The sequence below is a fragment of the Paracoccus indicus genome (assembly GCF_003056335.1).
Classification (GTDB): domain Bacteria; phylum Pseudomonadota; class Alphaproteobacteria; order Rhodobacterales; family Rhodobacteraceae; genus Paracoccus; species Paracoccus indicus.
This window is the reverse complement of the sequence record NZ_PYWA01000005.1, coordinates 34,761-59,790: the sequence shown is the minus strand read 5'-3', so window position 1 is coordinate 59,790 and position 25,030 is coordinate 34,761. Positions and strand designations below refer to the sequence as shown.

The following is a 25,030-nucleotide window of genomic DNA, read 5'->3' as shown; positions in this document are numbered from 1 at the left end:
AGAAAAGGGCAATGTGTCAGAACAGGTAGGGCTGGATGGATCAGATGCCTGATGGGAGTCGCAGAAATTGCATCGATCTTCACCACTAGCTTCGGCGGTCGTTCCCGATCGTCAGGGGTTCAGCCCAGCTGTCCCTCGCGACCCACAATAAGGATCGCGGCCGGGAACAGCCTGTTCAAAAAGGCGGATCTTGTGAACCCTGATACATCGATCCCAGGATCTCGATGCCCAACGCTTGCCCGCAGGCCAGACGGGTGACCACGATTTTACGAAGTCTGATGACGACGAGGGAACAGCTGTCCGCTATCACTGCTTTTCCAGATCATCGCGCTTGGTGCATGCCATTAAAAATGCTACCAAGTGGGTTCATACCGCGCCGATTCGCAAGGATCTTGCCTTTTATCCGGCCAGTCCGGGCAAAAGCGGCAATATTTGGTTAACCATTTGTACATATTCTCGGCGGAATGTCGCGTAGCCGACATTCATGGGGATAGTGTCGCTATACAAGGGTATAGCACCGATCGGGACGTTTGCGATTTGTCTCCCGTACCTGTTTTTGGCCTCGATCGGTGCGTGGTTTGACCGCCTGTCGGTTGGAACGTTGTGGCAACAGCTTGCAATCCAGGCAGGCATCGGGGCTATAATCGTTCCAGCAAGGTTGTAGACAGGGGACCACGCGTGCGCGAGGCGGTCAAACATCATGATTTGGCGTCGCCCGTCCCGGTCGGGCGGCGCACTCACGATACATCTGCCTGGCTGGATCATTTCGACGATGCGCCTCTGGCCCTGTTCAAGGGGCTGACGCGTCAGCAGATGGCGCTGCTGATGTCTGAAACCGTGATCCAGCATCTTCCGCGTCCGACCGAGATCCTGAGGCAGGGTGAACCTGCAAGATGGGGCTATTTGATCCTGCGCGGTCGCATCGAGGTCAGCTTCATCGACGTCAACGGCAACCGCATTCTTGCCCATCTGGCCCGCGTCGGAGAGGTCCTGGGCGAGGTCGAGCAGTTTTCGGGCCTGACCTGCGCCGCGACCTGTACGACCCTGCCCGACACGACCGTGATGCTGTTCGATGCGGCGCTGGTGCTGAAGCACATGCCGGCCGACCTGATCCTCTCCAATTTCGCGGGCATCTTCCACGACCGTCTGACCCGCGACAACCGACAGCAATCCGTGGCGATGTTCTATGCCGCCGAGGATCGCGTCCGCATCCACCTGCTGGGCATGACCAGCGACCAGAGCCCCACCGTCCAGATCAGCCAGAACGAACTGGCGGGCTTTGCGGGCTGTTCGCGCCAGACCGTGAACCGCACGTTGGCGCAACTGCGGGCCGAGGGTGTGGTCGCCATGCAGCGTGGCACCATACGGGTTCTGGACCGGGAACGCCTTGGACTGACGCGCCCCGGTGGCGATCAGGTGATCCTGGAGGGCGTGACGATTTGCGCCCGCGATCAGGCCGTCTGACGCAGAAGTGAGCGACGGGGGGCTGAGAGATCGCCCGCATTTCGCTTAACTGGCACGGAACCCCCAGCATCGGAGCGCGCATGCCAACCCCAAGCCCTTCCCCTGATCGCGCCGGTGACCGCTATGCCCGAGAGCTGGAGCGCCATCTGGACTGGCTGGACAGCTTTACCTCGACGGCGCTTGGGGTGCTTTCGGCGGCCTCGGGCATCTACACCTACCTGGGGGTGCGCACGCTGCTGGACGATCCGGGCATGTGGACGACCTTTGCGGCGCTGGCCTATTCCATCGCGGTCTCGGTGGGGATCTTCGTCTTCTGGTCCTATCTGCTGCGCCTGCTGCCCACGGTGCGTTCGGCGGCATCGCGCGTGGGGCTGCTTCTGACGATGGCGCTTGGATCGGTCGCCATCGTGGCCATGTCATCCTGGCTGAACGCAGCGGCCTTGGCAGGCGGCGCGGCGGTCGAGACGCATATGGCGACCACCGTGCAGCACTATCAGACCTCGCTGGAGCGCGCGCATGCCAACGCGGTCGCGGGGCAATCGCTGGCCCGCGACGTGGCCCGCGTACGGCAATCCTTCCAGGATCTGTCCGAGCAGGAAGCCGGCGGCACCCTGTCGGGCTTTTCGGGGCGCGGCGCGGTCTTTCGCGTCCTGACCCAGAAAAGCGCCGAACTGCAGGCGCTGGAAGCCCAGCTGGATCAGGCCGCCGACCCCATCGAGACCACCTTCAGCCAAGGCAACACGATCCTGTCCCAGATGCGTGGCATCTCGGTCGAGCCTGGCCCGCTGGAGGATCGCACCGTCCGTTTTTCCGAAGATGCGGTCGAACTGGCGGGGATGATCACTCAGCTGCGCCAGCTGAACCCCGCGCCCCTCGTGTCGCGGGCGGCGCAGGATCTGGCCGATGCGGTCGTGCTGCCGGAACTGGACGGCTCGACCGCCGAGATGCGGGCAGGGCAGTCCAGCACCATCAATTCGGTCCTGACCCTGGTGTCGCAGCGGGCGCAGACACTGAACGATGCGGCGGGCGCGGTCATCGCGCTGCCCGCCCCGGACGAGGCGCTCTATACCCCCATGTCGGCCGCCGATGCGGTCATCGCCTATGCGGGGAACTTCGTTCCGGCTTGGGCGGGGGCGATTTCCATTGACCTGCTGCCCGCGGTGCTGGTTTTCATCATCATGGTCGTGCAGGCCGCCATCCGCTCGGGCCGGGGCGAGGGTCACAGCGACGACCGCATGACCGTCGGAGAGCTGCGCGCCGCCCTTGCCGCACAGGATCTGCTGCACCGCGCCGATGCCATGCCTCCCTTGCGCGACGATCCCCCCCGTCGCGAGGAGGGCTGAGGTGGGGATGTTCTCCTCGCCCCAGAGGGTCATCCGGGCCGTGCTGGTGTCGCAGGTGCTGATGGGGGCGGCCATCGTGGGCATCGACATGTGGCGGTCTCAGGGGGCTGCCGCGCCGGGGCTGTTCGCGCCATCGACCGACGGCCCGAGCGTGCGCCCCTATCGCCCCGATCTGCGGCCATCGGACCCCGCGAAACCGGGTGCGCCCGCCATGCGCCCGATGCCCGATCAGCTGGAGTTTGCCGAGGACGATGACCTGATCACCATCACCGGCCAGATCGCGCCAGGCGACGGCGACCGCTTTGTCGCCTGGCTGGAACAGACGCGCCCACAGGCGACGCAGGTGGCGCTGGACAGCTCGGGCGGTTCGGTCTCGGATGCCTTGGCGATCGGGCGCAGCATCCGCTCGCTTCGGCTGTCGACGACGATCAGGGATGGCGCGGTCTGCCTGTCGGCATGCCCCTATGTGCTGGCAGGCGGCGATCCGCGTCGGGTCGAGGATGGCGGGGTCGTGGGCGTGCACCAGCATTACTTCGGCAAGAACACCATCCTGCCCGCCTTCATGGCGGTGGCGGATGTCCAGCGGGCGCAGGCCAGCGTCATGGATTACCTTGACGACATGGGCGTCGATCTGCGCCTGATGCCGCTGGCCCTGCGCACCCCGCCGGACGAAATCAACATCCTGACCCCGGACCAGCTGAGCGAGCTGAACATGGTGACCCCTGCGGCAGGCTGAAGGCCCAAGACGGTGTCATGTGACTGTCGGGATGATGGTGCGGGTGAAGGGACTCGAACCCCCACGCCAAAGGCGCCAGAACCTAAATCTGGTGCGTCTACCAGTTCCGCCACACCCGCACGCGACTGTTTTGATCAATCATCACAGTACTTTGGACGCCCTAGCACAGAGTTTTCGGCACCGCTAGCGGAATTTGCGCGTGGCGGCCCGGTTCTGCGGTCCCGGATCCCTGTCACCAAATTTAGACACATGGGTAGTTACAAAGGCGGTTTTCACAAAAGCATATATCTGAGGCTAAGGGTCCACCAGCATATGGCGATCTGACGCTGCCACCAGCGGTCTGCACTTCAACCAAGCAGCTTCATGGTGGGTTGGCGGATCCTGGGGCCGATTGCGATCGAGAATTCACACAAGCTCGGATTTGGCTTATGCATTCGTGCCATCCTATGTATGAGAGTCATTCGCGACTTGCGTTCAGGTGTTCTTCATTCTCGGCGCAGTATTGTTCTGTTCGGTTGACCTCCCACAAGGGCGGCGGCTTCAGGAGTTGCCTTGCTGAACAACACTACCCCGCTTCACACCGCGCCCCATGGCGGCGGCCGTGATGGCAATGTCGATGCGCTCAGGCTCATCGCGGCCATCGGGGTCATAGGCCTGCATGTGGGCCCATACCCCGAGCTGTCTCAGACGGTGGCGATATCATCAACAGCTGCTTTCGATGGTGCGTTCCGTCTTTCTTAATGCTGACAGGCTATTATCTGGCAGATGAGGGGAAGATAACCATCGACAGGCTTTCAGTGCCTCTGCATGCCTATGTGGCGGCGAGCGTTTTATTTCTGCCCCATTTGGTTGCCACGTCGGGTGCTGAAAACATCAACCTCTAGACCATACTGAGGGGCAGTCACTTTCATCTATGGTATCTGACATCCCTGATCATAGCTTTGCTGGTCGTTAATACCTATCGAGACAGCAAGGCTCAGGGACTGCTGTTCGGTGCTTCGTTGCTGATTGTCCTGGCCTATGTCGCTAGCAATTATTTCAATGTCCTTACGGGTCGACGGTATGATGCTGTCATGGCGCTACGAGAACTCTCTGGCATTCCCGCCGTGTTGATCGGCGGATGGCTTTGCCGCTGCGACAAGCTGCAGAGGATGTCTGCGATATTGCTCATCGGCGGCATTCTTCTGACCATTGCCGAAGCGGTCTGGTTGCGATCGCTTCGCGGCAAGCCTGCAGATGTTCAGCTGTTCGTCGGGACACTGCCACTTGCGGCCGGGTTGTTGGGAATGGCCATCGCGACCCGTAATCTGACCCCGGAATGGCTTGCAGAACTGGGGCGGCGCGAAAGCCTGGGTATAACCTTTATCATCCATTGGCGGTCTTGGCCGTCGCAAGCGTGCTGGCGCGGGATATGAGGCTTTCGACCGATGGCATTGCCGGCCTGCCGATCTGGATCATTGCGGCAGTTCTGACGACTGCCACCCTGACGGCGTTGCGCAGGTTGACGCCGCGTGTGCGTGGCATGCTGGATGGTGGGCGCCTGCTCGGGTCCCACCAGAGCATCAGGTGATCAGATCGCGGATCACGCCCGACAGCTGCTCGGGCAGGTCATCCGCAATCAGACCCGGGCCGAAGCGGCGGGCGGCGCGGGCGTGCAGATCGACACCAAGGCAGGCGGCCTGAAAGGCGGGCAGGCCGCGCGCCAGCAGGCCGGTGATGATACCGGCAAGGACATCGCCCGCGCCTGCCGTAGCCAGCCATGGAATGTCATAGGCCGAATGGACCGAGACCTGCCCCGAAGGCGCGGCGATGATGGTGTCGGGCCCTTTCAGAACCATCACGGCGTTCATGGCCTGTGCCGCACGGCGGGCGGCCTCGGGCTTGGAAAGGGCATCGCTGCCGGACCCTGCGTTCAGGCGCTTGGCGAGCTCCGGCTGAATGCGGGCGAATTCGCCCATATGCGGGGTCAGGACGCAGTCGGGGTGCAGGGCAGGGGTGCCGTTCTTGGCAACGGCGGTGATGGCATCGGCATCAAGGACCGCAGGACGTCCGCTGGCCAGCAGCGGCCTCAGCAGGGCCTGCGCGCGTGACACTCCGCAGCCCGGACCGATGCAGATGGCGCCGATGCGGTCATCCTGCAGCAGGCGGTGCAGGTCGTCGGGGCCATCGACCGACTTGCGCATCAGAGCATCGGGGGGACCGGCATGTTTGGGCATGGCTTCGCGCGTCGGGCAAATGGTCACCAGCCCCGCCCCGATCCGCAGTGCGGCCCGGGCCGAGAGACGCGCCGCCCCGCCGCTGTCCCGACCGCCGGCAACCACTAAGGCGAATCCATGGGCGAACTTGTGCCCCTTGCCATGCAGCTTGGCCAGCCAACGCCCCGTCCCTTCGTCCGGCGCGGCGGTCGCGTGAACACCTGCTGGGTCACGTTGACGCCATGCCCGCAGACCGATGTCGGCCACGACAAGCTGCCCGCAACCGGTGGGACCCTCGGCGATCAGATGGCCGGGCTTGGGGCTGTCGAAGGCAACGGTCAGCCCAGCCTGCGCGCCCTCGCCGGGGAAGGTCCCCGTATCGAGATCGAGCCCGCTTGGGCAATCGACCGCCACGATCCGATCGCGCAGCGCATCATTCGACAGCAGGTTCACGATGCGCCCCAGGTCGCCTTCGGGGGCGCGGGTCAGACCCGTTCCGAAGATCGCATCGACGATGACGCCCTGTTCGGGAACCGCCTCGACCGCCTGCAACAGGTGGATGGGACCGGATTTCAGCCAACGACGGGCGGCATCCTCGGCCGTTGCCGCTTTGCCGCGCATCCCGCAAACCCTGACCCGCCAGCCCGCGCGGTGCAGATGATGCGCGATCACATAGCCGTCGCCGCCGTTGTTGCCCGGACCGCAAAGCACCGTGGCGTTCCCCGGCACCGGCCAGCGCAGCCGAATCTGGTCTGCAACGGCGCGTCCCGCCCGTTCCATCAGTTGAGCGGCAGTGACGGTGCCGCTGGCGATGGCAGCGGCCTCGGTGGCGCGCATTTGGGCGGAGGTCAGAATTTCGGTCCCTTGCAGCATAGCATTTGCCTGTATTTTGATCTTGTTGCCGATAATATGTGCAGCACCCCGTGACAAACCGTTTCCGGCCTTCCAAGATCATCCTGCTGCATTTACGCCATCCAACAAACGCGCCAATCAATCTGCAGGCAAGCCGCGAGGAAGGATCTAGAGCGATGAAGAAGATCGAGGCGATCATCAAGCCGTTCAAGCTGGACGATGTGAAGGAAGCCCTGCAGGAAGTCGGTGTTCAGGGGCTCTCTGTCACCGAAGTCAAGGGTTTCGGCCGGCAGAAGGGGCATACCGAACTGTATCGCGGCGCTGAATACGTTGTCGATTTCCTGCCGAAGGTGAAGATCGAGATGGTGCTGCCCGACGACCAGGTCGAGGCCGCCGTCGAGGCGATCGTGGGCGCAGCCCGCACCGAGAAGATCGGCGACGGCAAGATCTTCGTCATGCCGGTCGAGCAGGCCATCCGCATCCGCACCGGGGAAACCGGCGACGACGCGGTCTGATCGCGGCAGGCGAAACAACCCGATATCTCTCGGCCCGGCCTGAAAGCCGCCGGGCCGTTACCACGAAGAAAGGGAAGAGATGAAAACCAAGGATGTCTTGAAGCTGATCGAGGACGAAGATGTCGCCTATGTCGACGTCCGCTTCACCGATCCCAAGGGCAAGCTTCAGCACGTGACGCTGGATCGCGATCTGGTCGACGAAGACTTCTTCGAGGAAGGCTTCATGTTCGACGGCAGCTCGATCGCGGGCTGGAAGTCGATCGATCAGTCGGACATGAAGCTGATCCTGGACCCGGCATCGGCCTATATCGATCCGTTCTATGCCGAAAAGACGCTCTGCGTGCATTGCAACGTGGTCGAGCCCGATACCGGCGAACCCTACAGCCGCGACCCGCGCGGAACGGCTGAGAAGGCCGAGGCCTATCTGAAGTCCTCGGGCATCGGTGACACCGCCTACTTCGGGCCGGAAGCCGAATTCTTCCTGTTCGACGACGTGCGTTATTCCGTGACGCCGCAGAAGGTCGCCTTCCAGATCGACGCTGCCGACGCCGCATGGAACACCGACACCGAATACGAGATGGGCAACACCGGCCATCGCGCCGGTCACAAGGGCGGCTATTTCCCGGTCAACCCGACGGACGCCTCGCAGGACATCCGCAGCGAGATGCTGACGACGATGAAGCGCATGGGCATGAAGGTCGACAAGCACCACCACGAGGTTGCCAGCGCGCAGCACGAGCTGGGGCTGATCTTCGGAACGCTGACCGCGCAGGCCGACAACATCCAGAAGTACAAGTACATCATCCACAACGTGGCCCATGCCTATGGCAAGTCGGCCACCTTCATGCCCAAGCCCATGAAGGGCGACAACGGGTCGGGGATGCATGTGAACATGTCGATCTGGAAGGACAGCAAGCCGCTGTTCGCAGGCGACAAATATGCCGACCTGAGCCAGGAGGCCCTGTGGTTCATCGGCGGCATCCTGAAGCACGCCAAGGCGCTGAACGCGCTGACGAACCCCTCGACCAACAGCTACAAGCGCTTGATCCCGGGCTTCGAGGCCCCCGTGCTGCGCGCCTATTCGGCACGCAACCGCTCGGGCTGCGTCCGTATTCCGTGGACGGAAAGCCCGAAGGCCAAGCGCGTCGAGGCACGCTTCCCCGATCCGGCCGCGAACCCCTATCTGTGCTTCGCAGCCCTGCTGATGGCCGGCATCGACGGCATCAAGAACAAGATCGATCCGGGCGCGGCTTCCGACAAGGATCTCTACGATCTGCCGCCGGAAGAGCTGGCCGAGATCCCGACCGTCTGCGGTTCGCTGCGCGAGGCGCTGGAGGAGCTGGACAAGGACATGGACTTCCTGCTGGCCGGTGACGTCTTCACCCGCGATCAGCTGGAAGGCTACATGGCGCTCAAGTGGGAAGAGGTTTACGCCTACGAACACACCCCGCATCCGGTCGAATACCAGATGTACTACAGCGTCTGATCCGACAGGATCGACGGAACGGAAAAGGCGGCCCCTCGGGGCCGCCTTTTTCGGTTTGGGGCGACGTCGAATGTGATCACGCCCGTTCACGGTGACGTGTGGGGTGCAACAAACCCGTGGCGGCAAACGTAACTGCAACCACGAACGACAGATAAACCCAATCACAGGAGATACAGACATGACCCGTTTTGCCATGATCGCCGCCGCCATGACCGCCCTCGCCACCGTGCCCGCCGCCGCAGGTTCGATGGGCATGAAAGAAAAGCCTGAAATGAACAACTTCCGCCAGGTCCAGATGCAGCAGGTCGACCGTCGTGCCGGCGACATCTTCAGCGACCGCGAGTTGGAGAACCGCAACCTGATGGCAAACGACGTCGTGTCGGTGTCGTCCTTCCCCAGTGGCAACCGCCTCGACGACAGCAGCCGCGATCGCATGTGATCACAACAGGCTTCGACACAGTCAAAAGGCCGGGCAATCGCCCGGCCTTTCCTTTGTTCGGTGGCTTGATACTTACTCCGCAGCGACCCCGGTGCGAATGGGATAATCGACATAGCCCTCGGCACCGCCGGCATAGAAGGTTGAGGGATCCTGCTCGTTCAGGGGCAGGTTCCGGCGGAATCGTTCGGGCAGGTCGGGCGTGGCGATGAAATCGCGCCCAAAGGCCACGGCATCGGCCTTGTCCTCGGCCAGCAGTTTCTCGGCGACCTCCTTGGTCAGCCCCTCGTTTGCGATGACCGGGCCGTTGAAGGCGGCGCGGATGTCGCCCATTAGGCTGTCGTCGCCCAGATGTTCGCGCAGGCAGATGAAGGCCACGCCCTTCCGGCCCAGTTGGCGGGCGACATGGGTGAACAGCGCCTTGGGGTCGCTGTCGCCCATGCTGTGACCGTCGCCACGCGGGGCCAAATGGACGCCGACGCGGTCCGCGCCCCAGACACCCGCGACGGCATCGGTGATCTCATCCAGCAGGCGGGCGCGGTTCTCGATGGAAGCGCCATAGGCGTCGTCGCGGGTGTTGCTGGCATCCTGAAGGAACTGGTCGATCAGATAGCCGTTCGCGGCGTGGATCTCGACCCCGTCGAACCCCGCATGGCGGGCGTTCTCGGCGCCTTGGCGATAGGCCTCGACGATGGCGGGGATTTCTTCAATGTCCAGCGCGCGCGGCGTGACATAGGCGCGCTTGGGGCGCAGCAGGCTGACGTGACCTTCGGGCTGGATCGCGGATGGTGCCACCGGCGTCTCGCCGTCAAGCAGATCGGGGTGAGAGATGCGCCCGACGTGCCACAGCTGCAGGAAGATCAGCCCGCCGCGTTCATGGACGGCCTTCGTCACCTTGGACCAGCCCTCGACCTGGGCCTGGTTCCAGATGCCGGGGGTGGCTTCATAGCCGACGCCCATGGCCATGACGCTGGTCGCCTCGGACAGGATCAGCCCGGCACCGGCACGCTGCGCATAATATTCCGCCATCATGTCGTTTGGAATGCGGTCCTGACCCGAGCGGCTGCGCGTCAGGGGGGCCATCACCAGACGGTTCTTCAGCGTCACTGCGCCAAGCGTCAGGGGTTCGAACATCGAGGACATGGCGTCCTCCTTTCCATGGGTCTTGTTGATCGTTCGGGTCCTGCGACCCGTGGCAACGACAGGTGTGTGCTGCGCGAAGCCAATTCAAGCACCGCCCCGGGCGATCGCTGAATTCGACGTCACAGGATAGTGTCACTGCCAGATATGGCGTGCGTCGGTCTTTCCAACGACGACATCTGGCACTATTCCGAAAGACATGGATATCGTGCTTCTGACCTCGTTCACCGCCTTCCTGTTCCTGCTGATCGCCGTGGCCGAGCCATTGGCTGCACGCCTGTCGCTGCCCTTCAGCGTGATGCTGGCGGCGGTCGGGACGCTGATCGGCGGCGGCGCGATCTTCCTGCTGAACACCGAGATGACGGATGCCTTCAACACCCTTGCGCAGGGCATCCTGGCGCTGCCGATCCGGTCCAGCGTCTTCCTCTATGTCTTCCTGCCGACCCTGATCTTCCAGGCCACGCTGGAGATGAACATCCGGCGCATGCTGGATGACTGGGTGCCGATCCTGACGCTGGCCGTGGTGGCGGTCGTGGTGGCGACGCTGACCATCGGCTATACGCTGTCGTGGATCAGCGGGCTGCCGTTGATGGTCTGCCTGCTGCTGGGGTCCATCGTCTCGACTACAGACCCATCCGCCGTCGTCAGCATCTTCCGGTCGCTTTCCGCCCCCAAGCGCCTTGCCCGCATCATCGAGGGCGAAAGCCTGCTGAACGACGCCGCCGCCATCGCGCTCTTCGGTCTGTTCATGAGCTATGTGATGCTGGGCGTCCCGAACCCCAGCCTGGCCGAGGCCTTCGGCAAGTTCCCCGGCCTGATCCTTGGCGGCATCCTGTCGGGCTGGCTGTCGGCGCGGGTGGCGCTGATGCTGATGGGGCTGTTCTCGCGGTTCGAGACGGCTCAGATCTCGGTTTCGGTCGCGGTGCCTTATCTGGCCTATATCGGGGCGGAACAGCTGCTGGGTGCCTCGGGCGTCATCGGCGTCGTGGCGGCAGGGCTGACCCTGAACTTCATGGGGCCGGGTCGGCTTGCCCCCGCCTTCTGGGTCAACCTGCGCGAGGTCTGGGGTCTGTTGGCGCATTGGGCGGGCGCGATGATCTTCATCCTTGCCGCCTTGCTGATCCCGCGTCTGCTGGGCGACGTGCGCTTGACCGATCTGTTCCTTGTGGTGGTGGTGATCCTTGCAGCCTTCCTGGCCCGCGCGATCATCCTCTTCGGGGTGCTGCCGCTGCTGACGGCACTTGGCTTGTCGCCCAAGATCCAGCGCCCCTACCGCATCGCCATCATGTGGGGCGGCCTGCGCGGGGCGGTCACGCTGGCGCTGGCGCTGGCCGTCACCGAAAGCCTGCGCGTGCCGGTCGAGACCAAGCGCCTTGTCGGCATCTTGGCCACGGGCTTTACCCTGTTCACGCTGATCGTCCAGGGGACGACGTTGCGCAGCGTCATCAGCCTGCTGGGTCTGGACAAGCTGTCGCCGCTGGATCGGGCGCTGTCCAACCAGGTGGTCGCCGTTGCCCTGCAGTCGGTGCGCGAAGGCGTGGCCCAAGCGACCGAGAACTATGACCTGACCCGCGACACCGTCCGATCCGAGGCCAAGCGCTTTGCCGCCCGTCTGGACGCCGCCGTCGAACGCGCCGAGGCCGAGGACAACGCCGAGATCCTGGACCGCGACCGCATCACCCTTGGCCTGATCGCACTGGCCGGCCACGAGAGGGAGGTGATCCTGCAACGCTTCCGCGAACGTGCCATCTCGGCCAGGCTGTCGGAACAGGCGCTCTTCGACGTGGATCGCCTGATCGAGGGCGCGCGCAGCAGCGGGCGGACCGGCTATCAGCGGGCCTCGCGCAGCAGTCTGGGATACGGGCCGACCTTCCGCATGGCGGCCATCCTGCGCAATCGCTTCGGCGTGCCGGGCCCCTTGGGCGCCCTGACCGCCGACCGGTTCGAGATGTTGCTGGCTAAGCGATTGATCCTGCGCGATCTTCACGGCTTCATCGACCGCCGCATCCGCCGTATCCATGGCCGTCGCGTGGCCGAGCTGCTTCACGAATTGCTGAACCGCCGGATCGAGGCCGTCGAGACTGCGCTGGAGGGTCTGCGCCTGCAATACCCCGGCTATGCCGAGGAGCTGGAGCGCCGCTTCATCCGCCGCACCGCCCTGCGCCTTGAGGAACGCGAATACAACACCATGCGCGACGACGGGCTGATCGGCGCCGAGGTGCACACCCAGCTGATGAACGACCTGGCCATCCGCCGCAGCCGGTCCGAGACCCGCCCCAAGCTGGACCTTGCCCTGCGCAAGAACGAATTGGTCCGCCAGTTCCCGCTGTTCGCCGATTTGGACGACGCCGAGCTGAAGCGCCTCAGCAAGGAGGTCCGCACCCGTTACATCAACGCGGGCCACATCATCACGCGCAAGGATACGCCCGCGCGGACGGTCTACTTCGTGGCCTCGGGGGCTGTCGAACAGCTGGTGGCTGGGCAGACGACCCGTTTGGGTCGCGGCGACATGTTCGGCCAGATGGGCGTCCTGACCAGCCGCATCCGCCGCGCCGAGGTCCGGGCCATCACGCCGACCAGCCTGCTGGCGCTGGATGAAACCGGCTTCCGGCGTCTGCTGAAACGCTCGGCCGCGCTGCGTCAGGTCGTCCGCGACAGTGCCAAGGGCAAATCCACCGCCGCCGAGGTTCTGCGCCTGCCGGAACTGCAGGTCGATGCGCCGCTTGGCGGGGACGAGGCGACGGGCTAGAACGGCGGCCGAAGAACAAGACGAAAGGTTCCGCCATGGACAGCGCGCTTCGCATTGCCCGTCAGATCGCCTCGGAAATCGGGGCGGACCCGAAGCAGGTGGTGGCCGCGGCCGAATTGCTGGACGGGGGCGCGACGGTCCCCTTCGTGGCGCGTTACCGCAAGGAGGTGACGGGCGGGCTGGACGACACGCAGCTGCGCACCCTGTCCGACCGCCTGACCTATCTGCGCGACATGGAGGCGCGGCGGACGTCAATCCTTGGCTCGATCCGCGATCAGGGCAAGCTGACCGAGGATCTGGCGCGCGCCATCGCGCAGGCCGACACGAAATCGGCGCTGGAAGACATCTATCTGCCCTTCAAGCCCAAGCGTCGCACCAAGGCGATGATCGCCCGCGAAAAGGGGCTGGAGCCGCTGCTGCGCCAGATCATGGCCGATCCGTCCCTTGATCCCGCCAAGCTGGCCCCCGGTTACGTCATCGGTGATGTTGCCACCCCCAAGGACGCGCTGGACGGTGCGCGCGACATCCTGGTCGAGGAACTGGCCGAAAACGCGCAGGTGCTGGGCGGGCTGCGCGATTTCATGCAGCGCGATGCCTTCATCGCGGCCCGCGTCGCCAAGGGCAAAGAGGAAGCCGGCGCCAAGTTCAGCGACTATTTCGATCATCGCGAGAAATGGGCCGACATTCCCGGCCACCGCGCGCTTGCGATCCTGCGCGCCGCCAAGGAGGAGATCGTCACCATCGACATCTCTCCGGACCCCGAAACCGGCGTGGCGCGGGCCGAAGGCATCGTCGCGCGGGGTCTTGGACCGCTGGCGGCGGGGCCGGGGGCTGATTGGCTGCGCGGCGTGGCGGGCTGGGCATGGCGGGTCCGCCTGTCGAACACCATGTATATCGATCTGCTGACCGATCTGCGCAAACGCGCCCATGACGAGGCGATCCGCGTCTTTGCCCGCAACCTGCGCGACCTGCTGCTGGCGGCACCTGCGGGGGCGCGGACCACGCTTGGCATCGATCCCGGCATCCGCACGGGCTGCAAGATCGCGGTGATCGACGCGACGGGCAAGCTGGTCGATACGGCCACCATCTATCCCTTCCAGCCGAAAAACGACCTGCGCGGGGCCGAGGCGACCCTGCTGTCGCTGATCACGAAGCACGGCGTCGACCTGATCGCCATCGGCAATGGCACCGCCAGCCGCGAAAGCGAACGACTGGTCGCCGATGTGCTGAAGCGCCTGCCCAAGGGCGCCAAGGCGCCGACCAAGGTGATCGTTTCCGAAGCCGGTGCCTCGGTCTATTCGGCCTCGGAACTGGCGGCGAAGGAGTTTCCCGATCTGGATGTGTCGATCCGCGGCGCGGTGTCCATCGCACGGCGCTTGCAGGACCCGCTTGCCGAACTGGTCAAGGTGCCGCCGCAATCCATCGGCGTGGGGCAGTATCAGCACGATGTCGACCAGCGCCAGCTGGTGAAATCGCTGGAGGCCGTGGTCGAGGATGCTGTGAACGCCGTGGGCGTCGATCTGAACACCGCGTCGGCGCCGCTTTTGGCCCACGTCGCGGGGTTGGGGCCGGCCTTGGCGCAGGCGATCGTTGCGCATCGCGACGCGACCGGGGCTTTCCCGTCGCGCGCCGCCCTGAAGAAGGTCGCGGGGCTTGGCCCCAAGGCCTTCCAGCAAAGCGCAGGCTTTCTGCGCGTCCAAGGGTCCGAACCGCTGGACGCCTCGGCCGTCCACCCCGAAGCCTATGGCGTCGCCCGTAAGATCGTGGCCGCCTGCGGGCGTGACCTGCGCTCCCTGATGGGCGACAGCGCGGCGCTGAAGTCGGTCAGGGCGCAGGATTTCGTGACCGAGGATTTCGGCCTACCCACCGTGCGCGACATCCTGTCGGAGCTGGAAAAACCTGGCCGCGACCCGCGCCCCGGCTTCGTTACCGCCAGCTTTGCCGATGGCATCGAGGACATCAAGGATCTGCGCCCCGGCATGTCGCTGGAAGGAACCGTCACCAATGTCGCGGCCTTCGGTGCCTTCGTGGATATCGGCGTGCATCAGGACGGCCTGGTGCATGTCAGCCAGCTGGCCGACCGCTTCGTCAAGGACCCGCACGAGGTGGTCAAGGCCGGCGATGTCGTCCGCGTCCGCGTGACCGAGGTCGATGTTCCCCGCAAGCGCATCGGGTTGACCATGCGCAAGGACAACGCGACCCAACCCGCCCCCGACAAGCGCAAGGCGGACAAGCCGCGGGGCAAGCCCGTGACCTCGGCCGGACCTGCACAATCGCAAGGCGCCTTCGGATCGGCGCTGGCCGATGCTCTGCGCAAACGGTGAAGGAACGATCATGACCCTCTTGGACGACCGCGACCACCGCGCCTTTCTGGCCCAGGACGCTCTGCGTGCGCTTGCCTTCTTCGACGCCAGCCCCCGCGTTGGCGGTGGCTTTCATGGGCTGGACCCAACAGGGCAGCCTCTGCCCGCCGATACGCAGGAACTGCACAGCACGACACGGCTGGTGCATTCCTATGCGCTGGCCCAGCTGGCGGGGCGACCGGACCAGGCGGGGATCATCGACCGAGGCATGGATTTTCTGTGGAACGGCCACCGGGATGCAGACCACGGCGGTTACCTGTGGTCGGTGAACGGGCAGGGCGCCGTGGATGGCACCAAGCTGGCCTATGGGCATGTCTTCGTCCTGCTGGCGGCCTCCAGCGCCAAGATGGTGGGGCATCCCGATGCCGACCGGTTGCTGGCCGACATCACCGATGTCCTTGACCGGCATTTCTGGGACGCGGATGCAGAGCTTTTCCGCGACGAATTCACCCGCGATTGGCAGGTCTTTTCCACCTATCGCGGCATGAACGCCAACATGCACGGGGTCGAGGCGCTGCTGGCCGCCCATGAGGCCACGGGCGAGGCCGAATACCTGACCCGCGCGGGCGGCATCCTGCGCTTCTTCATCGCGGGGCAGGCAGCGGAAAACGACTGGCGCATCCCCGAACATTACGATGCCGGCTGGCGGCCCGATCACGCCTATTCCGGCAATCCGATGTTCCGCCCCGCTGGCACCACCCCCGGCCACAGCTTCGAGATGGCGCGCCTGCTGCTGCAATGGTGGGACCTGGCGGGACGACCCGCAGGGGATGCCCCTGAACAGGCCACAGCGCTGGTGCGCCAGGGGTTGGCGGATGCGTGGAACGATGACCTCGGGGGGCTGGCCTATACGCTGAACCGCAAGGGGGGCGTCGACAACGCCTCGCGCTATTGGTGGCCCGTGACCGAGGCGATCGGCGCCCTTGCGGCGCTGCTGAAACTGCAACCGACACCGGAATTCGACGGTTGGTATCGCAAGCTGTGGCAATTTGCCACGCAACATCTGATCGATGCCCGATACGGTGGCTGGCACCATGAACTGGGGCCCGACAATCGGCCCGTCATGACGCAGTTCCAGGGCAAGCCCGACATCTATCACGCGTTGCAGGCCGATCTGCTGCCCTTGGCGCCGGGGCTTTCACGGCAGGCCCGTGACCTTTCACGCCTTCAACCCCTGGCCGGATGACGCAAGGCATAGCCCCTTTTGTCTTGACACCAAGGGCCGTGTCTTGCGAGTGCAAATCATGAACACGCCACTGCGCAGCACCCATGTGAAAGGTGATCCGGACACCATGCCCGACCGTGACGACAACCTTGCCGCATTGGACCTGCTGGATGGCGCCGAACAGGGTTTCACCCTGTCGGTGCTGGACAGTTCGCCCGATTGCATCAAGCTTCTTGAACTGGACGGCACGCTCAGCTTCATGAACAGCAACGGCATGTGCGCGATGGAGATCGACGATTTCGATCAGGTCCGAGGCGCCTCATGGCCGGTGATGTGGCCGCAGGACAGTCACGACGCCTTGGCCGACGCCATGGCCGAGGCGCGTTCCGGCAGAACCCAGCGGTTCGAGGCTTATTGCCCGACCGCCAAGGGCACGCCGCGCTGGTGGGATGTCACCGTCTCGCCCGTGCGTCTGGCGGATGGAACGGTCGCGCGCATCCTGGCCGCGTCACGCGATGTGACCGATATCGTCACCGCCCGCGAACAGCTGCGCGAACAGGCCGCCCTGCTGCGGGCCGAGGTCGCGCTGAAGAATGCGGCCCTGGCCCGCCAGAAGGTCCTTCTGGGCGAGATCGATCACCGCGTGAAGAACAGCTTCGCCTCGGTCATCGCGCTGTTGCGGATGCAGGCGCGCATCCATGCCGATGTCGAGGCAGGCGCCCTGATCGGTGATGCCGCGAACCGCATCACCACCTTGTCGCGCGTGCATGAACAGCTGCATCTGGACCCGGAGTCGGGCTTCGTGACGCTGGCCCATTACGTCGCTGCGCTGACGCAGGATCTGGGACAGGCGCTGAATGCGCAGGTGGAATTTGCGAACGATGTGCCGAATGCGGTGCGGGTCAACCCCTCGCAGGCGGCGGCCATCGGGCAGTTGCTGGCGGAACTGATCGGCAATGCGGTCAAGCATGGCGGAAAGGATCGGCGTACCACGGTCTGGGTCGAGGCCTCGGCCCAAGGTGAGCGTCTGCGGCTTCGGGTGATGGACGACGGGCCGGGCCTGCCCGCCGATTTTGATCCAGACGATGCAAGCGGGCTGGGCATGCAGATCTGTCAGATCTACGCCCAGCAGATGGGCGGCAGCATGACCCATGGTGCATCCCCGGCAGGCGGTGCCGCCTTTGACGTCGATATCCTGCGGGATGCGACCTCGGTCGGCTTTACCTAGGGTCCGCGCCACGGAACCATATCGGTTCAGGACGATTGACACCGCGAGCACAGGCGTTATGGCCGACGCCCGTTTCTTCCCCTTCGCAACAGGAGCCAGCCCATGCGGATGCAGATCGACGTTCTTCTTGATTACGCCCTGCAATCGCCCGGGACGGCGCTTCTGGTGATCGAGGCCGCGGGCGCCATGGGACAGGAGATCATCCACAGCGCGATCGATCTGGGCGATCCCGAACGCACCGCCCGCGTCCCCGCGGAGGAAGGCATCGGCGAACGTCTGATCGTGCGCGCCAGCGATCGCCTCTATTGCAAGTACACCGCCGAGGTCCAGGTCACGCGTCCGCGCCCGGACCTTCAGACCCTGCGGCAGGTCGAGGTCGAGGATATGTCGGGCGATGCCCTGCGCTATCTGCTGCCCTCGGTCTATTGCCCGGTGGACCGCTTCGTGAACTTCACCAACACCCATTTCGACGGCCTAAGGGGCGGTGCCCGAGTCGCCGCCCTGCGTGACTGGGTCGAGGAGAACCTCAGCTATGTCGCGGGCGCCAGCAACGCCGAGACGACCTCGGCCGACACTTTCCTGGACCGTCAGGGGGTCTGCCGCGATTACGCGCATCTGATGATCTCGCTCTGCCGCGCCTCGCAGATCCCGACCCGTTTCGCCAGCGTCTATGCGCCCTCGGTGACGCCGCCCGATTTCCATGCCGTGGTAGAGGTCTATCTGGACGGCGCCTGGCATCTGGTCGATCCGACCGGCATGGCGCAGGCCGATACCATGGCGATGGTGGCGGTGGGGCGTGATGCGGCCGATGCGGCCTTCCTGACGACGACCAGCATGGCCGAGCTGCGCAACCAGACCGTGAACGTGCGGCAGATCTAGGCCGCGATCAGCGCCAGCAGCAAGGCCGCGCAAATTGCCACCGCCCGACGATAGAGCGTGATGCCCGCGCGCAGGTCCTGCGCGGTCGGATCCGGCGCGGGCGCGTTCAGCCAAGGCTCGGGGCTGATGCGGTCGCCATAAGTACGCGGGCCGGACAGCCGCACGCCAAGCGCACCGGCCATCGCGCCCTCGGGCCAGCCGGCGTTGGGGGAACGGTGCCCCGGGGCATCCTGCCACGCGCAGGTGATGGCCGCGCGGGACCAGCCCGCCGCCGCGATCAACAGCCCCGTCAGCCGCGCGGGGATCAGGTTCACCGCATCGTCCAGCCGCGCCGCCACATTGCCGAAGGCCTCGTGTCGCGGGGTGCGATGGCCGATCATCGAATCCAGCGTGTTGATCGCCTTGTAGGCTGCGATCCCAGGCAAGCCCGCCACCGCCGCCCAGAACAGCGGCGCGATCACCCCGTCGCTGGCGTTTTCGGCAAGGCTCTCCAAGGCGGCGCGGCTGATGGCGGCCTCGTCGGCGGTGCTGACGTCACGGCCAACGATCATGGCGACCGCTTGCCGCGCACCGCCGATGTCGCGCGCCAGCAGGGGCCGGACCACCGCGCGCAAATGCTCATCCAGCGACCGCGCCGCGACCAGTGGCCAGGCCAGCACCGCAGTCCAAGGACCAAGCGCCGCCTGCAGGATCACCGCCGGAATCACCGCCGCAGCGATCACCAGCACCACCGCAACGCCCCCCTTGGCACGCCGCCATCCGCCCCGGTTCATGCGACGATCCAGCGCGGCGATCAGCCTGCCCAGCCATGTGACAGGGTGACCGATGTGGCGGAACAGCCAGGCGGGCCAGCCGATCAGCGCATCAAGGATCAGGGCGATCAGGGCGACGGATGCCATGGGGTCAGCTTTCGAAGATGGGCAGGTTGGTGGCCTCGACCGACCATTGATCGCCGTGCCGATGCAACACGGTCAGCGACAGCGGTGCGACAGCAAAGGACAGCGCCCCATCCCCCACGACCATCGACAGCGCCGCGCGCGCCGTCCCTGCATGGGCCACGATCAATGTATCACGCTGAAGCGCACGAAGGGCGGGCGTGACGCGTGCGCAGAGGTCGGCGAAGCTCTCGCCTCCGGGCGCGCGGTGGTGGGCCAGTTGCGTGGTATCAAGCGGGCCAAGGTCGGGCAGGGCGTCGAAGGGCAGCCCCTCCCACGCGCCGAAATCCTGTTCCCACAGTGCGGGGTCGGTGCTGTCCCACGTCAGGCCAAGGGCGGTCGCGGTCTGTCGACAGCGCAGCGCGGGGCTGCATACGACCTGATCCGCCACGCCGATCCGCGCCTTGACGCGGGCCAAGGCCGCATGGTCGCTGCAATCGGCAGGGACGTCGCGGCGACCGGCCAGCCGACCTTCGGTCAGGGCAGGGGCGTGACGCAGGATGGAAAGGCGCATGGGCAACCCCGTGGGCGGTGATCTGGCGGTTTAGTGACGCGGCGCGGCGCGCAGGGCAAGACCTCGATTGACGCAAGCGGGTGCTTGGGCGCAGGCTGGCTTGACGCAAGCCTGCGCGCTGCGGTAAAGGAAATGAACAAGCGTTCAATAACCGGGGAGGGGGGGATCGCGATGTTCAACAAGGGCATGGAGTTCGATCTGGGCGAGGATGTGAACGCGCTGCGCGAGATGGTGCACCGTTGGGCGCAGGACCGCATCGCCCCCATCGCGGGCCAGGTCGATCGCGACAACGCCTTCCCGAACGAACTTTGGACCGAGATGGGCGATCTGGGCCTGCTGGGCGTCACCGTCCCCGAGGAATGGGGCGGTTCGGGCATGAGCTATCTGGCCCATGTCATCGCGGTCGAGGAGATCGCGCGGGCCAGCGCCAGCGTCAGCCTGTCCTATGGCGCACATTCGAACCTTTGCGTGAACCAGATCAAGCTGAACGGCACCGACGAACAGCGGGCGAAATACCTGCCCAAGCTGTGCAGCGGCGAACATGTCGGCGCGCTGGCCATGTCCGAGGAGGGCGCGGGCAGCGATGTCGTCGGCATGAAGCTGCGGGCGGAGAAGAAGAACGACCGCTATGTGCTGAACGGCAGCAAATACTGGATCACCAATGCGCCCGATGCGGATACTCTGGTCGTCTATGCCAAGACCGACCCGGATGCGGGCAGCAAGGGCATCACCGCCTTCATCGTCGAACGCGGCATGGCGGGTTTTACCACCAGCCCGCATTTCGACAAGCTGGGGATGCGCGGATCGAACACGGGCGAGTTGATCTTCGACAATGTCGAGATCCCGTTCGAGAACGTCCTGGGCGAGGAGGGCCGGGGCGTTCGGGTGCTGATGTCGGGGCTGGACTATGAACGCGTGGTCCTGTCCGGCATCGGCACAGGTATCATGGCGGCTTGCCTGGATCAGGTGATGCCCTATGTGGCCGGGCGCCGCCAGTTCGGCCAACCCATCGGGTCCTTCCAGCTGATGCAGGGCAAGATCGCCGACATGTATGTCGCGCTGAACACATCGCGCGCCTATGTCTATGAGGTCGCTCGGGCCTGCGACAAGGGGACCGTTACACGGCAGGATGCGGCGGGCGCGGTGCTCTATGCCAGCGAACAGGCGATGGTGCAGGCGCACCAGGCCGTGCAGGCCATGGGCGGCGCGGGCTTCCTGAACGACAGCGTGGTCAGCCGGTTGTTCCGCGACGCCAAGCTGATGGAGATCGGCGCCGGCACCAGCGAGATCCGCCGCATGCTGATCGGCCGTGAACTGATGGGGCTGGTCTGATGCGCGCCGTGGTGATCCTTGCGTTGGCCTTGGCGGGACCCGCCATGGCGCAGGACGGCAAGCCCAGCTTCGATGCGGATCTGGTCGATGCCTGTCTGGCCCAGAACCCGGATGCGCCCCAGAGCTGTGCGGGAAAGGCGTCAGACGCCTGCATGGATACCGAGGGCGGCTATTCGACCGTCGGCATGGGCTATTGCCTTGCGCAGGAACTGGACCATTGGGACGGTCTGTTGAACGATGCCTATGGCAAGTTGCTGGCACAATCCAAGGCCGCGGACGCCGAAATGGACGATCTTGGGTCGGCCGCCCCTAAACAGGCGCCCTTGCTGCAACAGATGCAGCGCGAGTGGATCGCCTTCCGCGACGCCGCCTGTTCATACGAGGGCAGCCGTTGGGCTGGCGGCACGGGTGCGGGTCCTGCGGGGACGCAGTGCATGATGATCCAGACGGCGCGGCAATACCTCTGGTTGGATGCCTATCTGGACGACGGTCGCTGAGCCGTGCGGATGCTGACCCACAACGATCATGACGCCCTGCGTCGGGATTTCCGGTGGAACCTGCCCGCGCGCCTGAACATGGCCGACCAATGCCTGGCCCATGATGCAGACGCGGTGGCCATCATCGACCACGACGGCAGCCCGCAGCCCGTCACCTTCGGCCAACTGCACGATATGACCGACAGGCTGGCCCATGCGCTTGCGGTGCCGCGCGGTGAGCGTGTCGGCGTGCTACGGACGCAATCGTCCTGGACGGCGGCGGCGCATCTGGCGGTCTGGAAATCGGCGGCGATCTCGGTCCCGCTCTTCAAGCTGTTCGGCCCCGAAGCGCTGGCCCTGCGTCTGGACGATGCAGGCATCCGCACCGTCATCGCCGATGCCGAGGGCCGCGAGATGCTGCGCGACTTCCCCCATCTGCGGGTCATCGTCCCCGAAGAGGGTCTGGATGACGCGGCGCCTTTTGACACGCGGGCGACGGGGCCGGATGATCCGGCGGTCATCATCTATACCTCGGGGACGACGGGGGCGCCCAAGGGTGCGTTGCATGGCCACCGCGTTCTGACCGGCCACCTGCCGGGCGTCGAGGTCAGCCACGATCTGCTGGGCCAGCCGGGCGACGTTATCTGGACGCCTGCGGATTGGGCCTGGATCGGGGGCCTGTTCGACGTGGCGATGCCTGCGCTGGCGCTTGGGGTGCCGGTGGTCGCGGCGCGGATGCTTAAGTTCGACCCCGCCAGCGTGGCGCAGCTGGTGGCCGACTGCAAGATCCGCAACATCTTCTTCCCGCCGACCGCGCTGAAGATGCTGAAGGCTGCCGATGTCCGTATTCCGGGGCTGCGCAGCGTCGCCTCGGGTGGGGAAACGCTTGGCGCGCCGATGCTGGACTGGGGGCAGGGTGCCTTCGGCCTGCAGATCAACGAATTCTACGGCCAGACCGAATGCAACATGGTCGCCTCGGGGTCGGGGCGGATGTTTGCCGCCCAACCGGGTGCCATCGGCAAGGCGGTGCCGGGGTTCGAGGTCGCGGTGATCGACGAGGCTGGCAACCCTCTGCCGGACGGTCAGGATGGTGACATCGCCATTCGCCGCGGGGCCGCCAGCATGATGCTGGAATATTGGAACCGCCCCGATGCCACCGCCGAGAAGTTTCGCGGCAACTGGCTGGTGACCGGCGACAAGGGCGTCATCCGCGACGGCCACATCCGCTTCGTCGGGCGCGACGACGACGTGATCACATCCGCCGGATACCGCATCGGCCCCTCCGAGATCGAGGATTGCCTGCTGCGCCATCCCGCCGTGGCCCAGGTCGGCGTCATCGGCAAGCCCGACCCGCTGCGCACGCAGATCGTCAAGGCCTATGTCGTCCTGCGCCCCGGTTTCGCCCCGGACGACGAGATGGCGCGTGAATTGCGCGACCACGCCCGCCGCCAATCCGCGGCCCATTCCTACCCGCGCGAGATCGCGTTTCTGGACAGCCTGCCGATGACCGTCACCGGCAAGGTCCTGCGCCGCGAATTGCGCGCGCTGTCGGAAACCGAATGCCCCCAGTCAGAGAGCTCCGTATGAAACTGTCCAGTCAGGTCCTGCCCTCATCCGACCAGTTCCGCGCCAACCGGCAGGCGCATCTGGACCTGCTGGAGACTGTCCGGGCCGCTGCCGATCATGCCGCCGCGGGTGGCGGTGCGGCAGCGGTGGAACGCCACGTCGGTCGCGGCAAGATGCCCCCGCGCGAACGCGTGGCGAACCTTTTGGACCCCGGCAGCCCGTTTCTGGAGATCGGTGCGACGGCGGCGCATGACATGTATGACGGCGCAGCCCCCGGCGCGGGCGTCATCGCGGGCATCGGTCGCGTCCACGGGCAGGACGTGATGGTCGTGGCCAATGACGCCACGGTCAAGGGCGGCACCTATTACCCGATGACGGTCAAGAAACATCTCCGCGCGCAGGAGATTGCGCAGGACTGCCATCTGCCCTGCGTCTATCTGGTCGACAGCGGTGGCGCGAACCTGCCCAACCAAGACGAGGTCTTTCCCGACCGCGACCACTTCGGCCGCATCTTCTATAACCAGGCCAGGATGAGCGCGCAGGGCATTCCCCAGATCGCGGTTGTCATGGGGTCCTGCACGGCGGGTGGCGCCTATGTGCCCGCCATGTCCGATGTCACCATCATCGTGCGCGATCAGGGCACCATCTTTCTGGCAGGCCCGCCCCTGGTCAAGGCTGCGACGGGCGAGGTCGTTACCGCCGAGGATCTGGGCGGCGGCGATGTCCATACCCGCCTGTCCGGTGTCGCCGATTACCTGGCCGAGGATGACGCACACGCCTTGGCGCAGGCCCGCCGCGCCATCGCCAACCTGAACCGCCGCCGCCCGGATACGGTCCTGTGGCAGACCCCTGAAGACCCCGCCTACGACCCCGACGAATTGTTCGGCGTCGTCCCCGCCGACCTGCGCACCCCCTATGACATCCGGGAAGTGATCGCCCGCATCGTCGACGGAAGCCGCTTCGACGAATTCAAGGCACGCTTCGGTGAAACGCTGGTCACGGGCTTTGCCCATGTCGAGGGCTGCCCCGTCGGCATCGTCGCCAACAATGGGGTCCTGTTCAGCGAAGCCGCCCAGAAGGGCGCGCATTTCATCGAGTTGTGCAGCCAGCGCAACATCCCGCTTGTCTTCCTGCAGAACATCACCGGCTTCATGGTCGGTCGCAAATATGAAAACGAGGGCATCGCCCGTCACGGTGCCAAGATGGTCACCGCGGTCGCCACAACGAATGTTCCCAAGATCACCATGCTGGTCGGTGGCAGCTTTGGCGCGGGCAACTATGGCATGTCGGGCCGCGCCTATTCGCCGCGTTTCCTGTGGACCTGGCCCAACAGCCGCATCAGCGTCATGGGCGGCGAACAGGCCGCGGGCGTCCTTGCCACCGTCCGCCGCGACGGTATCGAGCGCAAGGGCGGCACTTGGTCCCCCGAGGAGGAGGCCGCCTTCAAGCGCCCCACGGTCGAGATGTTCGAGCGTCAGTCGCATCCGCTCTATGCCTCGGCGCGGCTCTGGGATGACGGGATCATCGATCCGCGCAAGTCGCGGCAGGTGCTGGCCCTGTCCCTGCGTGCCAGCCTGAACGCCCCGATCGAGCCGACGCGCTTCGGCCTCTTCCGCATGTGACGCCGACTGCCAAGCCCTGACACGAAAGGTCGCC

General features: G+C 65.2%; 20 protein-coding genes and 1 tRNA gene. 16 read left to right on the top strand and 5 right to left on the bottom strand.

The features are described from left to right. Nucleotides 1-705: 705 nt before the first annotated feature. The 3 genes from DDE75_RS09470 to DDE75_RS09460 all read left to right on the top strand — a co-directional run bounded on the left by DDE75_RS09470 (nt 706) and on the right by DDE75_RS09460 (nt 3,543). Nucleotides 706-1,464, top strand: a complete 759-nt coding sequence (locus DDE75_RS09470; protein WP_211659323.1) for a Crp/Fnr family transcriptional regulator — start codon at nt 706-708, stop codon at nt 1,462-1,464. Between the two features lie 80 nt (nt 1,465-1,544). Next, nucleotides 1,545-2,807, top strand: coding sequence for a hypothetical protein (locus tag DDE75_RS09465; protein WP_108502149.1), 1,263 nt, complete (start codon nt 1,545-1,547; stop codon nt 2,805-2,807). 7 nt (nt 2,808-2,814) lie between these two features. Then, nucleotides 2,815-3,543, top strand: coding sequence for a COG3904 family protein (locus DDE75_RS09460; protein WP_245894699.1), 729 nt, complete (start codon nt 2,815-2,817; stop codon nt 3,541-3,543). A gap of 35 nt (nt 3,544-3,578) precedes the next feature. On the opposite strand, the gene DDE75_RS09455 is transcribed toward DDE75_RS09460, so the two are convergent. After that, nucleotides 3,579-3,662 (bottom strand) — tRNA-Leu (locus DDE75_RS09455). Nucleotides 3,663-4,484: 822 nt separating this feature from the next. Here DDE75_RS09455 and DDE75_RS09450 point away from each other — a divergent pair. After that, nucleotides 4,485-4,958, top strand: a complete 474-nt coding sequence (locus DDE75_RS09450) for a hypothetical protein (protein WP_108502147.1) — start codon at nt 4,485-4,487, stop codon at nt 4,956-4,958. Between the two features lie 147 nt (nt 4,959-5,105). Here DDE75_RS09450 and DDE75_RS09445 read toward each other — a convergent pair whose 3' ends face one another. Next, nucleotides 5,106-6,611: an NAD(P)H-hydrate dehydratase gene (locus tag DDE75_RS09445; protein ID WP_108502146.1), complete on the bottom strand. Its 1,506-nt coding sequence runs from the start codon at nt 6,609-6,611 to the stop codon at nt 5,106-5,108. 155 nt (nt 6,612-6,766) lie between these two features. On the opposite strand from DDE75_RS09445, the gene DDE75_RS09440 reads away from it, so the two are divergent. The 3 genes from DDE75_RS09440 (at nt 6,767) to DDE75_RS09430 (ending at nt 9,030) form a co-directional block, all read left to right on the top strand. Next, nucleotides 6,767-7,105: a P-II family nitrogen regulator gene (locus DDE75_RS09440; RefSeq protein WP_072297194.1), complete on the top strand. Its 339-nt coding sequence runs from the start codon at nt 6,767-6,769 to the stop codon at nt 7,103-7,105. Nucleotides 7,106-7,184: 79 nt separating this feature from the next. Further along, complete coding sequence (glnA, locus tag DDE75_RS09435) at nt 7,185-8,591, top strand: type I glutamate--ammonia ligase (RefSeq protein ID WP_108502145.1); 1,407 nt, start codon at nt 7,185-7,187, stop codon at nt 8,589-8,591. 178 nt (nt 8,592-8,769) lie between these two features. Then, nucleotides 8,770-9,030: a hypothetical protein gene (locus tag DDE75_RS09430; protein ID WP_108502144.1), complete on the top strand. Its 261-nt coding sequence runs from the start codon at nt 8,770-8,772 to the stop codon at nt 9,028-9,030. Between the two features lie 72 nt (nt 9,031-9,102). On the opposite strand, the gene DDE75_RS09425 is transcribed toward DDE75_RS09430, so the two are convergent. After that, nucleotides 9,103-10,170, bottom strand: coding sequence for an alkene reductase (locus tag DDE75_RS09425; RefSeq protein ID WP_108502143.1), 1,068 nt, complete (start codon nt 10,168-10,170; stop codon nt 9,103-9,105). Between the two features lie 196 nt (nt 10,171-10,366). On the opposite strand from DDE75_RS09425, the gene DDE75_RS09420 reads away from it, so the two are divergent. From DDE75_RS09420 to DDE75_RS09400, 5 genes are all read left to right on the top strand, one after another. Next, nucleotides 10,367-12,916: a cation:proton antiporter gene (locus tag DDE75_RS09420; RefSeq protein WP_108502142.1), complete on the top strand. Its 2,550-nt coding sequence runs from the start codon at nt 10,367-10,369 to the stop codon at nt 12,914-12,916. A 35-nt stretch (nt 12,917-12,951) separates the two neighbouring features. Beyond that, nucleotides 12,952-15,240, top strand: coding sequence for a Tex family protein (locus DDE75_RS09415; RefSeq protein WP_108502141.1), 2,289 nt, complete (start codon nt 12,952-12,954; stop codon nt 15,238-15,240). A gap of 10 nt (nt 15,241-15,250) precedes the next feature. Further along, nucleotides 15,251-16,465, top strand: a complete 1,215-nt coding sequence (locus DDE75_RS09410; RefSeq protein ID WP_245894682.1) for an AGE family epimerase/isomerase — start codon at nt 15,251-15,253, stop codon at nt 16,463-16,465. Between the two features lie 58 nt (nt 16,466-16,523). Then, nucleotides 16,524-17,672, top strand: a complete 1,149-nt coding sequence (locus tag DDE75_RS09405) for a sensor histidine kinase (RefSeq protein ID WP_108502139.1) — start codon at nt 16,524-16,526, stop codon at nt 17,670-17,672. 102 nt (nt 17,673-17,774) lie between these two features. Next, on the top strand, nt 17,775-18,551 hold the full coding sequence (locus DDE75_RS09400; RefSeq protein ID WP_108502138.1) for a transglutaminase-like domain-containing protein: 777 nt from the start codon (nt 17,775-17,777) through the stop codon (nt 18,549-18,551). Here DDE75_RS09400 and cbiB read toward each other — a convergent pair. Both cbiB and DDE75_RS09390 read right to left on the bottom strand, forming a co-directional pair. Continuing rightward, the gene (gene cbiB / locus DDE75_RS09395) at nt 18,548-19,450 is read right to left on the bottom strand and encodes an adenosylcobinamide-phosphate synthase CbiB (RefSeq protein WP_108502137.1); all 903 of its coding nucleotides are present in this window, start codon (nt 19,448-19,450) and stop codon (nt 18,548-18,550) included. The two genes, DDE75_RS09400 and cbiB, sit on opposite strands and share 4 nt — an antisense overlap. A gap of 4 nt (nt 19,451-19,454) precedes the next feature. After that, nucleotides 19,455-20,000 carry a histidine phosphatase family protein gene (locus DDE75_RS09390; protein ID WP_108502136.1) on the bottom strand — a complete coding sequence of 182 codons (546 nt, stop codon included), beginning with the start codon at nt 19,998-20,000 and terminating at the stop codon, nt 19,455-19,457. Nucleotides 20,001-20,171: 171 nt separating this feature from the next. Here DDE75_RS09390 and DDE75_RS09385 point away from each other — a divergent pair, with 171 nt between their 5' ends. From DDE75_RS09385 to DDE75_RS09370, 4 genes are read left to right on the top strand one after another with little or no spacing between them, the layout of a single operon-like run. Further along, nucleotides 20,172-21,332 (top strand): isovaleryl-CoA dehydrogenase, encoded by a 1,161-nt coding sequence (locus DDE75_RS09385; RefSeq protein WP_108502135.1) that lies wholly within the window; start codon nt 20,172-20,174, stop codon nt 21,330-21,332. Continuing rightward, nucleotides 21,332-21,829 (top strand): lysozyme inhibitor LprI family protein, encoded by a 498-nt coding sequence (locus tag DDE75_RS09380; RefSeq protein ID WP_108502134.1) that lies wholly within the window; start codon nt 21,332-21,334, stop codon nt 21,827-21,829. The genes DDE75_RS09385 and DDE75_RS09380 overlap by 1 nt, the downstream gene beginning before the upstream one ends. 9 nt (nt 21,830-21,838) lie before the next feature. Then, the gene (locus DDE75_RS09375; protein ID WP_108502133.1) at nt 21,839-23,395 is read left to right on the top strand and encodes an AMP-binding protein; all 1,557 of its coding nucleotides are present in this window, start codon (nt 21,839-21,841) and stop codon (nt 23,393-23,395) included. After that, on the top strand, nt 23,392-24,996 hold the full coding sequence (locus tag DDE75_RS09370; protein WP_108502132.1) for a carboxyl transferase domain-containing protein: 1,605 nt from the start codon (nt 23,392-23,394) through the stop codon (nt 24,994-24,996). The genes DDE75_RS09375 and DDE75_RS09370 overlap by 4 nt, the downstream gene beginning before the upstream one ends. The last annotated feature ends 34 nt before the right edge of the window (nt 24,997-25,030 follow it).

Coding starts and splice junctions, on each gene's coding strand:
- DDE75_RS09465 (WP_108502149.1), top strand. CDS start 1,545: ATGCCAACCCCAAGCCCTTCCCCTGATCGCGCCGGTGACCGCTATGCC.
- DDE75_RS09460 (WP_245894699.1), top strand. CDS start 2,815: ATGTTCTCCTCGCCCCAGAGGGTCATCCGGGCCGTGCTGGTGTCGCAG.
- DDE75_RS09445 (WP_108502146.1), bottom strand. CDS start 6,611: ATGCTGCAAGGGACCGAAATTCTGACCTCCGCCCAAATGCGCGCCACC.
- DDE75_RS09440 (WP_072297194.1), top strand. CDS start 6,767: ATGAAGAAGATCGAGGCGATCATCAAGCCGTTCAAGCTGGACGATGTG.
- glnA (WP_108502145.1), top strand. CDS start 7,185: ATGAAAACCAAGGATGTCTTGAAGCTGATCGAGGACGAAGATGTCGCC.
- DDE75_RS09430 (WP_108502144.1), top strand. CDS start 8,770: ATGACCCGTTTTGCCATGATCGCCGCCGCCATGACCGCCCTCGCCACC.
- DDE75_RS09425 (WP_108502143.1), bottom strand. CDS start 10,170: ATGTCCTCGATGTTCGAACCCCTGACGCTTGGCGCAGTGACGCTGAAG.
- DDE75_RS09420 (WP_108502142.1), top strand. CDS start 10,367: ATGGATATCGTGCTTCTGACCTCGTTCACCGCCTTCCTGTTCCTGCTG.
- DDE75_RS09415 (WP_108502141.1), top strand. CDS start 12,952: ATGGACAGCGCGCTTCGCATTGCCCGTCAGATCGCCTCGGAAATCGGG.
- DDE75_RS09410 (WP_245894682.1), top strand. CDS start 15,251: ATGACCCTCTTGGACGACCGCGACCACCGCGCCTTTCTGGCCCAGGAC.
- DDE75_RS09405 (WP_108502139.1), top strand. CDS start 16,524: ATGAACACGCCACTGCGCAGCACCCATGTGAAAGGTGATCCGGACACC.
- DDE75_RS09400 (WP_108502138.1), top strand. CDS start 17,775: ATGCGGATGCAGATCGACGTTCTTCTTGATTACGCCCTGCAATCGCCC.
- cbiB (WP_108502137.1), bottom strand. CDS start 19,450: ATGGCATCCGTCGCCCTGATCGCCCTGATCCTTGATGCGCTGATCGGC.
- DDE75_RS09390 (WP_108502136.1), bottom strand. CDS start 20,000: ATGCGCCTTTCCATCCTGCGTCACGCCCCTGCCCTGACCGAAGGTCGG.
- DDE75_RS09385 (WP_108502135.1), top strand. CDS start 20,172: ATGTTCAACAAGGGCATGGAGTTCGATCTGGGCGAGGATGTGAACGCG.
- DDE75_RS09380 (WP_108502134.1), top strand. CDS start 21,332: ATGCGCGCCGTGGTGATCCTTGCGTTGGCCTTGGCGGGACCCGCCATG.
- DDE75_RS09375 (WP_108502133.1), top strand. CDS start 21,839: ATGCTGACCCACAACGATCATGACGCCCTGCGTCGGGATTTCCGGTGG.
- DDE75_RS09370 (WP_108502132.1), top strand. CDS start 23,392: ATGAAACTGTCCAGTCAGGTCCTGCCCTCATCCGACCAGTTCCGCGCC.